Origin of the sequence: Snodgrassella alvi, assembly GCF_002777855.1 — a bacterium.
GTDB classification, from domain to species: domain Bacteria; phylum Pseudomonadota; class Gammaproteobacteria; order Burkholderiales; family Neisseriaceae; genus Snodgrassella; species Snodgrassella alvi_E.
Genome location: NZ_MEIK01000030.1, coordinates 36,594 through 45,604, shown reverse-complemented (window position 1 = coordinate 45,604; position 9,011 = coordinate 36,594). Strand labels below are relative to the sequence as shown.

Annotated in this window: 7 protein-coding genes; 3 read left to right on the top strand and 4 right to left on the bottom strand. The window is 45.7% G+C overall.

The window, feature by feature from the left end; translation table 11 throughout:
* Positions 1–952 (bottom strand): PAAR domain-containing protein (locus BHC43_RS10610; protein WP_218966471.1); only part of this gene is annotated, 952 nt, incomplete at its 3' end.
* A 352-nt stretch (positions 953–1,304) separates the two neighbouring features.
* On the opposite strand from BHC43_RS10610, the gene mutY reads away from it, so the two are divergent.
* Positions 1,305–2,375: an A/G-specific adenine glycosylase gene (gene mutY, locus BHC43_RS05405; RefSeq protein ID WP_100156739.1), complete on the top strand. Its 1,071-nt coding sequence runs from the start codon at positions 1,305–1,307 to the stop codon at positions 2,373–2,375.
* Positions 2,376–2,786: 411 nt separating this feature from the next.
* The gene (gene mgtA, locus BHC43_RS05400; protein ID WP_218966470.1) at positions 2,787–5,495 is read left to right on the top strand and encodes a magnesium-translocating P-type ATPase; all 2,709 of its coding nucleotides are present in this window, start codon (positions 2,787–2,789) and stop codon (positions 5,493–5,495) included.
* A gap of 259 nt (positions 5,496–5,754) precedes the next feature.
* Here mgtA and BHC43_RS05395 read toward each other — a convergent pair whose 3' ends face one another.
* The 3 genes from BHC43_RS05395 to BHC43_RS05385 all read right to left on the bottom strand — a co-directional run bounded on the left by BHC43_RS05395 (position 5,755) and on the right by BHC43_RS05385 (position 8,438).
* On the bottom strand, positions 5,755–6,126 hold the full coding sequence (locus tag BHC43_RS05395) for a nuclear transport factor 2 family protein (RefSeq protein ID WP_100151935.1): 372 nt from the start codon (positions 6,124–6,126) through the stop codon (positions 5,755–5,757).
* 166 nt (positions 6,127–6,292) lie between these two features.
* The gene (locus BHC43_RS05390) at positions 6,293–7,555 is read right to left on the bottom strand and encodes a glycerate kinase type-2 family protein (RefSeq protein WP_100156738.1); all 1,263 of its coding nucleotides are present in this window, start codon (positions 7,553–7,555) and stop codon (positions 6,293–6,295) included.
* 25 nt (positions 7,556–7,580) lie between these two features.
* The gene (locus BHC43_RS05385; RefSeq protein ID WP_100151936.1) at positions 7,581–8,438 is read right to left on the bottom strand and encodes a LysR family transcriptional regulator; all 858 of its coding nucleotides are present in this window, start codon (positions 8,436–8,438) and stop codon (positions 7,581–7,583) included.
* Positions 8,439–8,545: 107 nt separating this feature from the next.
* Here BHC43_RS05385 and BHC43_RS05380 point away from each other — a divergent pair, with 107 nt between their 5' ends.
* Positions 8,546–8,977: a DoxX family protein gene (locus tag BHC43_RS05380; RefSeq protein ID WP_218966469.1), complete on the top strand. Its 432-nt coding sequence runs from the start codon at positions 8,546–8,548 to the stop codon at positions 8,975–8,977.
* Positions 8,978–9,011: the final 34 nt, after the last annotated feature.

The window sequence follows — 9,011 nt, the reverse complement described above, 5'->3', positions numbered from 1 at the left end:
GGGGCAGATGGGCGGGAAGGGTGAAGTCGAGCTCTTCGGTGTCAAAGAGGAGTTTGGCGCCGGTGGGGAGGTGGACGGGGTGGCCGCGGGTAACCGCTTGTGCTAGTTTGGCAGAGGCTAAGCTGGTGCCTGCATTACTGGCGATGGCCAGGACAAGACATTTGATTTTGGAACAGATTTTGCGGGGACGTCTTAAGGCTGAAATCACACCAATGAGCTGGGCAACGGGATGTTTGCCGCTTCTGATTTCACGCACGACGATGGGTTCGCCACCGATGCGTACGTTGTTGGATACTTTGACGCCGCCGGCATGGTCGTCGGTGACTTTGGCTTCGCAGGTGCTGCGGTCGTTGCTGCGTACGGCCGGCTGGCTGTTGATGTAGACTTTGCTGGAGCCTTCTGCTAGATATTCATCTGTGCCGAACGGATGCGGATGTTTGCGGCAAAGTATTTTGTCGTCATCTCTGGGTTCTGCTCTGGGATCGGGTGAGGCGACTGTTGGCCGAATAAATTCTTGGGCGATTTCTCCGGCTGCGATAAGTATACCTGCTATATCGGCGAAGTTTTCGGGCTGCTGCGGTTCTTCGCTGCTGTCACTTAGTTCAATGCTTTGATCTATGGCACCTGCGGCGCGGGCGGAAGCTTTGCTGTTGGTGCGGGTATTGGGCGAGCCGGTTTTGATTTTGCCATCTTCGGAGGGCGGAAAAAGGCTACTGACCCAGTTGGCGAGGTTGGATACGATGGTATCACCACCTGAAATGGCCATGAGTACGCCGACAAGGACACTTAGGAGTAGTCCGCCGGTGGTGATGGTGCCAAAAATGGCAAAACCTACTGCGGCGGTGATGGCTGCGTAGCATGCTATTTCTACAGCCGCACCAACGATGTCTGCGAGCATGGAGGTGTGTAATAGGATGTCCCCTTCGCGGGCGGCCCAATACGCATTGCCCATTCGTTAAACCCCTTGATGAAAATATAGATGTGTATTGCTATGTTTGTTTTTTGAGTTCAATGCTTTGTTTGTTGTTTACAATAAAGCTGTAAAATGCATTGTTAAATTAACGTTTAATTACATTTTATCATGTTTGATATTATGTATAAATAAGAATGGTGTTTGTATATGGTTGGTTTGCTGTTCTTATGTTGTTTTTTCTTTATTTGTGATGTTGTGGTGGTGAAGGTAATCAATTTACTTTTTCAGATATGGCTGCTTGTTTTGGGGTTATGGTTACCAGTATTGGTGGTCTAAAAGGTGTGAGATTGATATTTCATTAATTGATAGATAAATTTTAAGATTCGGCTGTATGTGGAATGAGGAAGTTTTGAAGTCTGAATTTGCTCCGCGGTTGGTGCAATGGCAGCGGCAACATGGCCGGCATGGATTACCGTGGCAGACGCGGGAGCCGTATCGGGTATGGCTCTCGGAAATTATGTTGCAACAGACTCAGGTGGCGACGGTGCTGGATTATTACCCGCGGTTTGTGGCTACTTTTCCCGATGTGCAGGCACTAGCAGCTGCGGAAGAAGATGCGGTGCTGGGTCTATGGCAGGGACTTGGCTATTACAGCCGTGCCCGTAATTTGCACAAAGCTGCGCAACAGGTGGTAAATGAGTTTGGTGGTGTGTTTCCATCTGAAAGAATTGAGTTGGAAAGGCTTTGTGGAGTGGGGCGCAGTACTGCAGCAGCAATTGCTGCGTTCTGTTTTAATGCACGGGAAACTATTTTAGATGGCAATGTGAAGCGGGTGTTGTGCCGTTTGTTTGCGTTGGATGGTGATCCGGCCAATAAAGCTTTTGAGGCAAAACTGTGGACAAAGGCTGAAGCTCTGCTGCCACGGAATGCTGCAGATATGCCGGCTTATACTCAGGGGTTGATGGATTTAGGTGCTACGGTATGTAAACGATTGAAGCCGGTATGTGCTGTTTGTCCGATGAATGATATTTGTCTGGCCCATCTGCAAGGCCGCACGGCTGAGTTGCCACGTAGGAAAGCGGCAGTAGCAGTTAAGGATGTGGCGCTTTACTGGCTAGTATTGCGTAATCGTGCTGGAGCGGTGTTTTTAACTAAGCGGCCGGCTAAAGGGATCTGGGGTGGTTTATGGTGTGTACCCTGTAGCGAGAGTCTGGATGATTTGTATGCACTTGCCTGTGATTTCGGTATACAGGCGGAAGATTTGACTGAAGGCACAGAAATTAAACATCGTCTGACGCACCGGCAGTTGATGATTCTGCCGTTCACAGCTGTGGCTGGTGAGCAAGCGCCGGTATCGGCAAGGATAGCAGGTGAGTGGGTGGCACCAGAAAATCTGGCTATTTATGGTATTCCTAAACCATTGCATAGCTATTTGAATGCGGTGCAAAACAGTCTGTTTTAATCTGATGGTTTTGGGTTTTCTCTGTAATAATGGGCGGGCATACTTATTTTTATGTATGTTTGATTTGGGTGAATATACTGTAATGAATTTTGTGTAGTGTGAATAATATTGTTTTTTGTTTTGAATAGCGTAAATTTTGTTGACGCTATCATTGCAAATCCGTATAAACGCTATCTTGCTGAAATATTTCTTTCTTTTGAGTAATTGTACGCAAAAGGCATAATACTTAAGAGATAGATGTTTTAGTATTTGCTGAGCTTAATGCGATGCATTGAGTTTCTGATTATTTAACCGGGAATAAAACAATGGAAGAAGATTCGAGTCGACCGTTTATTTTATTGATACCACAACTGCAACTAGGCCGTTGAGGTTTCCGGGTTAGTCTACAGTATCTACCGACCGGGAAACTGCATGGCCGGTGAGGTACTGTTTATGAAAAAATTAAAAAAAATCATTTCTCAACCAGTGGATATTAAGGCTGTGCTGGAGTCGCGCAACAGTCTTGATGGTACGCTGTCTAATTTACAGACCAGTCTGAGTGGTTTGACCGAGCATGACGTTAAGGAACGGCTGGCCAATTTTGGTCGCAATGATGTGGTGCACGATAAAGCTCCGTCTGCGTTTGTGCAATTGTTGCTGGCATTTAAAAATCCTTTTATCTTCGTCTTGCTGGCGCTGGCTGGTGTAAGCTTTTTTACTGATTATCTGATTCCTTTGCGTCATGGTGAAGAAACCAGTTTAAGTGGCCTTTTTATTATTGTGGTGATGGTGCTGCTGAGTGGTTTGCTGAGCTTTTGGCAAGAATATCGTTCTAATAAGGCTGCGCAGGCGCTGAAATCCATGATCAGTACTACTGCCACGGTATTGCGTCGTAGCCACCGTGATATCAGTACTGAGCAGCTAGAAGTACCGATTAAGGAAGTGGTGCCAGGGGATATTATCTTGCTTTCTGCTGGTGATATGGTACCTGCCGATGTGCGCTTAATTGAGTCTCGCGATTTGTTTATTAGTCAAGCTGTGCTGACGGGTGAATCTATTCCGGTAGAAAAATCCGATACGGTGAATATGCATGGCACGGTGGCAGCCGATAAGCCTGTCTCTGCTAATCCGCTGGATGCAGAAAATATCTGCTTTATGGGAACCAATATTGTCAGTGGTAACGCTAAAGCTGTGGTGGTTGCTACGGGCAGTGATACTTATTTTGGCTCACTGGCTAAATCGATTGTGGGTACACGCAGCCAGACTGCTTTTGACCGCGGTGTAAACAGTGTCAGCCATTTGCTGATTCGTTTTATGCTGATTCTTGTACCGGTGGTGCTGTTGATTAATGGTTTTACCAAAGGTGACTGGGGTGATGCTGCTTTGTTTGCTCTGGCTGTGGCTGTGGGGCTGACACCGGAAATGTTACCAATGATTGTCAGCGCCAATCTGGCCAAGGGTGCGATGGCAATGGCACGGCGTAAAGTGGTGGTGAAGCGTCTGAGTGCCATTCAGAATTTTGGCTCTATGGACGTATTATGTACTGATAAAACCGGTACATTGACTCAAGATAAAATCATCCTCGAACATTACACTGATATTAACGGTAATAATGATAATGAAGTATTGCAGTTGGCATGGTTAAACAGCTCCTATCAGAGTGGTATGAAAAATCTGATGGATAAGGCCATTGTGCGCTTTGCGCAGGAACCGGAAAACAGTGCAGTGATTAACGATGGTGGTTATCGTAAGATTGATGAGTTGCCGTTTGATTTTGTACGCCGGCGTCTGTCTGTTGTGCTACGTGATGATAAGCAGCGTCATGTGCTGATTTGCAAGGGTGCAGTGGAAGAGATGTTGTCTATTTCCAGCTGTGTGTATGAACAGGGCAAACATCTGACATTGAATGCTGCACGACGTGAGCAGTTGCTGGCATTGGCTGAAAGCTACAATAAGGAAGGTTTTCGCGTACTGGCTATTGGTAAAAAGTATATTCCAGAAGGGGAGCAGAAGGCACAGTATGCGGTGGCAGATGAAACTGAACTAACTTTATACGGTTTTTTGACGTTTCTTGATCCACCAAAAGACAGTGCGGCACAGGCGATTGCTGCTTTAAGTGAAAATGGCGTAGCGGTGAAAGTGCTGACAGGTGACAATGCTATTGTGACGCGCAAAATCTGTCATGAGGTGGGTATTGAAGCTGGCCAGCCACTACTGGGTAATGAAATAGAAGCTTTGAGCGATGAGGCTCTGAAACCGCTGCTGGAACGGCATACTGTGTTTGCTAAGCTAACGCCGTTGCAGAAGTCGCGTATTATTCGTTTGTTGCAGGAAAATGGACATACGGTTGGTTTTCTGGGCGATGGTATTAATGATGCGCCGGCTTTGCGTGATGCCGATGTGGGTATATCTGTGGATACGGCTACTGATATTGCTAAGGAATCTGCGGATATTATTCTGCTGGAAAAAAGTTTGATGGTGCTGGAAGAAGGGGTTATTAAAGGGCGCGAGACCTTCGGCAATATTATTAAATACCTGAATATGACGGCGAGCTCCAATTTCGGTAATGTATTTTCAGTATTGTTTGCCAGTGCTTTCTTACCGTTTCTGCCGATGCTGGCGATTCAATTGTTAATACAGAATCTGCTGTATGATTTTTCTCAGCTTTCCCTGCCATGGGACAAAATGGATGAGGAATTTTTACGGAAACCGCGCAAATGGGATGTTTCTAATATCAGCCGTTTTATGCTGTTTATTGGTCCAATTTCCTCTATTTTTGATATCAGTACGTTTGCGTTGATGTGGTTTGTGTTTCATGCCAATGCACCGGAAGTGCAAAATTTGTTTCATTCTGGCTGGTTTGTGGAAGGTCTGCTCTCACAGACGCTGGTGGTGCATATGTTGCGTACACGTAAAATACCGTTTGTGCAAAGTACCGCTGCTTTACCGGTATTATTGATGACAGTGCTGATTATGGCTATAGGTATTTATATCCCCTTTTCACCAATTAGTGGCTGGATTGGTTTGACGCCATTGCCATGGCAATATTTCCCATGGCTGGTGTTGACTCTGGGCTGTTACTGTGTAGTGACGCAGACGGTGAAGCGCTGGTATATTCGCCGTTTCGGGCAATGGTTCTAACTATCGGTGTAAATAAGAGCGAGTGAATAACTCGCTCTTTTATTTAGTTGCTATTGGAAAAATCGCTGGCTAAGTTTGCCATCCATTTGGCGATGCAGAGTGCATAAAAGTGAATTCAGAAAAAAAATTAGATTGGTAGGGTCTGGAGAATTTAGTGTAAACACAGGTATTTGGTTTTTGCCTGTAGTATTTATCAAACTTTTTAGGCCATACTATTTCATACAGTATGGCCTGATGGATTAGCGGCAGGTGTTAATAATTAAAAAACACTGTTGCCGTTGACCGATTTTATTTTTTCGATATTTTCTTCTATTACGTCCCAGTGTTCGGCTATCTGGCCGTTTTCCAGTCGGTAAATATCACAGGTTTTGCTTTGATGACCTTGTTCATCAGTGGTTTTATAAAATACATATACCATATCGCCATCGGCGCTGATGTTTTTGGTGTCATATTGCAGTTTTTGCTGCAACAGGGTGTGTAGAAATTTGACGAAGCCTTCACGGCCATTTGCTACTTCTGGGTTGTGCTGAATGTAGTCTTCTTTGACAAATTTATTTATGTTGGATAAATCACCATTTACGAACACCTGTTGGTGAAACGCTGTGACAATTTCTTTATTGGTTTGCATCATTTACTCCAGAAAAATTCGGCATATACCGATAATTCATTGTAGCGAGTAATTTTTTATATAAATAACTGATTTATAATAATTAACTTTTTGTATTGCTAGATTGATTATTAATTAATTATTATTAAATCGATGCTGAAGCGGGCTAAATTTTGTCTGAATTTATTTTTTAGAGTATGAGTATGGCGCGGAAGTCGTTGATGTTGGTGCGGGTAGGGGTGGTAATCAGTAATTGTTTGGTGGCGGCAAAAAAATCATAAGCTCGGTGCTGTTGCAACAATTCATTGGGATTGAGGCCGATTTTTCGCGCATCGTGCAGACTCTCAGGAGTGAGCCATGCGCCGGCGTTGTCCTCGCTGCCATCAATTCCATCGGTATCAGCGGCCAATGCGTAGATACCGGAGGCGCCATTCAGTGCAATAGCCAGTGCAAGCAGGAATTCGCTGTTGCGTCCGCCGCGTCCTTGATGTTTGAGGGTTACAGTGGTTTCTCCGCCACTGAGAATTAACAGCGGTTTTCTATGTGGCTGCTGGCGATGATACTGGGCAATGCCGGCCATTACCTGAGCTACTTCGCGTGCTTCACCGCCTATGCGGTCGCCCAGATAGAGTACGTCGATACCCTGATTCTGTGCCTGTTTTTGTGCTGCGCTAAATGCCTGATGCGGGGTGATGATGATATGAGCGCTACTGTTGTCCAGCTTTTTGGGGGTTTCTGCTGTGGGTGAATTGAGATAGGTGGCTACGCTTGGCGGCAGTTCGAGCTGATATTGGGTGACGATTTGTTTTATATCGGCAACTGTGGTGGGATCGGCTACGGCGGCACCCGAGCCGATGGTGCTGATGTCGTCGCCAACCACATCGGAAATAGCCAGTGTGGTGATGTGAGCTGGAGCGGCTGCTTCTGCAAGGCGCCCGCCCTTTATGCGTGACAGATGTTTGCGCAGGGTATTCATGGCTTCGATAGGAACGCCGTGAGTAAGCAGTTGGTGGTTAATGTTTTGTTTGTCTTTCAGTGAGATACCGGCAATCGGTAATGTGGTCAACGCGGAAGCACCACCTGATACTAAATAATAGACCTGATCTTTAGCGTTTAGTCCTCTTACAGCTTGCAGTAATGCTTCGGCAGCTGCCTGCCCAGCGGAATCCGGTAGAGGATGGCTGGCTTCCAGTACTCGAATGTGTTTGGTAGGTACACTATGTCCATAACGGGTTACAACCACTCCGGATAGGAGTGGATAGTTTTCTGGCCAGATTCTTTCCCACTCGGCAGCCATGGCGGCGGCAGCTTTGCCGGCACCGACTACTATTACTTTGCCCGTAGGTTTTTGTGCTGGTAACCATGCTTTCATTTTATTTATTGGGCTGGCTTCTTGGACGGTGTACTGAAAAAGCTGCTGTAGAAAGCTGATGGCTTGGTCGTTTTTAATCATATTGTTTCCCCTTTGTATGTAAATGTTAGTGGTTTTTTTCATGTGCAAATTTCTGTGCCAGAAAATCGATAAAGCTGCGTACTTTGGCACTGAGAAATTCGCGATTCATGTAGGCGGCATACAGGGTGTGGCTTTCAGGGCAGGCAATGTGATCAATGGTTTGAAGGCGCTGATTTTCGATGTCTTCTTTAACCATCCACTCTGGTAAATAGGCCAGTCCCATATGATTGAGTGCCATTTGATGGATGAGCAGGGCACTGTTGCTTGTACAAGCCGGTATCAGGGGTAGGTCGAGATGTACGTATTGGGGAAGTAGCCCATAGTGCTGTTTGAGGTCGGCCATGGTATGTGGCGTACCATATTTTTTCAGGTATTGCGGGCTGGCAACCCATAGAAAATCGATTTTGGTGATGGGTTTGACGATGAGATTAGGTTCAGGATTATTGGTTACTCGCAGTGCAAGGTCTATTCCTTCGGCTACTAAATCGGCGCGGCGGCTGTCTAGATTAATAGATAAGCTGACTTCGGGATATTGGCGCCGATATTCTGCTAGCAGTTCTCCGAAATGACGAGAGGCACACCAGTTGGGAGCGGTGATTTTAAGTAGTCCCTGAGGTTTGATGGTACCAGCCTGTGCGATGTGTTTTGCTTCGGAAAGGGTATCTAGTGCTTCTACACAACGATGATAGTATTCTTGACCGGCTTCAGTGAGGCTGATGCGGCGGCTGGTGCGGTTGAGCAGTTTGGCCTGGATGCTTTTTTCAAGATGATGTAAGTGCTTACTCGCCATGGCTGTGGAAATATCCATGAATTCAGCCGCTTTGGTAAAGCTGCCAAGTTCGACGACATAGCGAAATACCCACATGCTTTGTAAGGTGTCCATTTGGTTTCTTTACAGGAAATAATTATTCTATAAAAATGATATCGTTTCTCAATGGTAAATTCAATACACTGTCGTTATCTTTTCAATAAATGAGTAATGGAGTGGCCATGATTAATACGAAAACAATGGATACTGATTTTAATGGTTATGCTTTGACTGTGTTGCGTCTGGTTACGGCTTTTTTATATATTCAGCATGCTACAGCAAAATTTTGGCAGTGGCCGTTATCCATGACTGACGGTCGTGGGTCTGTGCCACTGTTTTCGCTGATGGGAGCGGCCGGTGTTCTGGAATTAACGGGCAGTGTTTTGTTGCTATTGGGTTTGTTTGTGCGGCCAGCTGCTTTTGTTCTGTGTGGGCAGATGGCGGTAGCTTATTTGTTTTTTCATACGCGGGCTGCTGGTTTGCATACTTTACTTACTCCTCAGTTAAATAATGGGGAGCAGGCAGTATTATATTGTTTTATTTTTTTGTTTCTCTTTATGGCTGGTGGCGGGCGGCTGGCGCTAGATAACCGGTTTAAATCAATTTTAAAGTAGGCGGCTTTTTGACTATCGGGCTATGATTAGTTCA

Excerpts from the sequence above, each read along its gene's own strand:
- BHC43_RS05390 (WP_100156738.1), bottom strand. The coding sequence starts at position 7,555 with ATGATTAAAAACGACCAAGCCATCAGCTTTCTACAGCAGCTTTTTCAG.
- mgtA (WP_218966470.1), top strand. The coding sequence starts at position 2,787 with ATGGCCGGTGAGGTACTGTTTATGAAAAAATTAAAAAAAATCATTTCT.
- BHC43_RS05385 (WP_100151936.1), bottom strand. The coding sequence starts at position 8,438 with ATGGACACCTTACAAAGCATGTGGGTATTTCGCTATGTCGTCGAACTT.
- BHC43_RS05395 (WP_100151935.1), bottom strand. The coding sequence starts at position 6,126 with ATGATGCAAACCAATAAAGAAATTGTCACAGCGTTTCACCAACAGGTG.
- mutY (WP_100156739.1), top strand. The coding sequence starts at position 1,305 with ATGTGGAATGAGGAAGTTTTGAAGTCTGAATTTGCTCCGCGGTTGGTG.
- BHC43_RS05380 (WP_218966469.1), top strand. The coding sequence starts at position 8,546 with ATGATTAATACGAAAACAATGGATACTGATTTTAATGGTTATGCTTTG.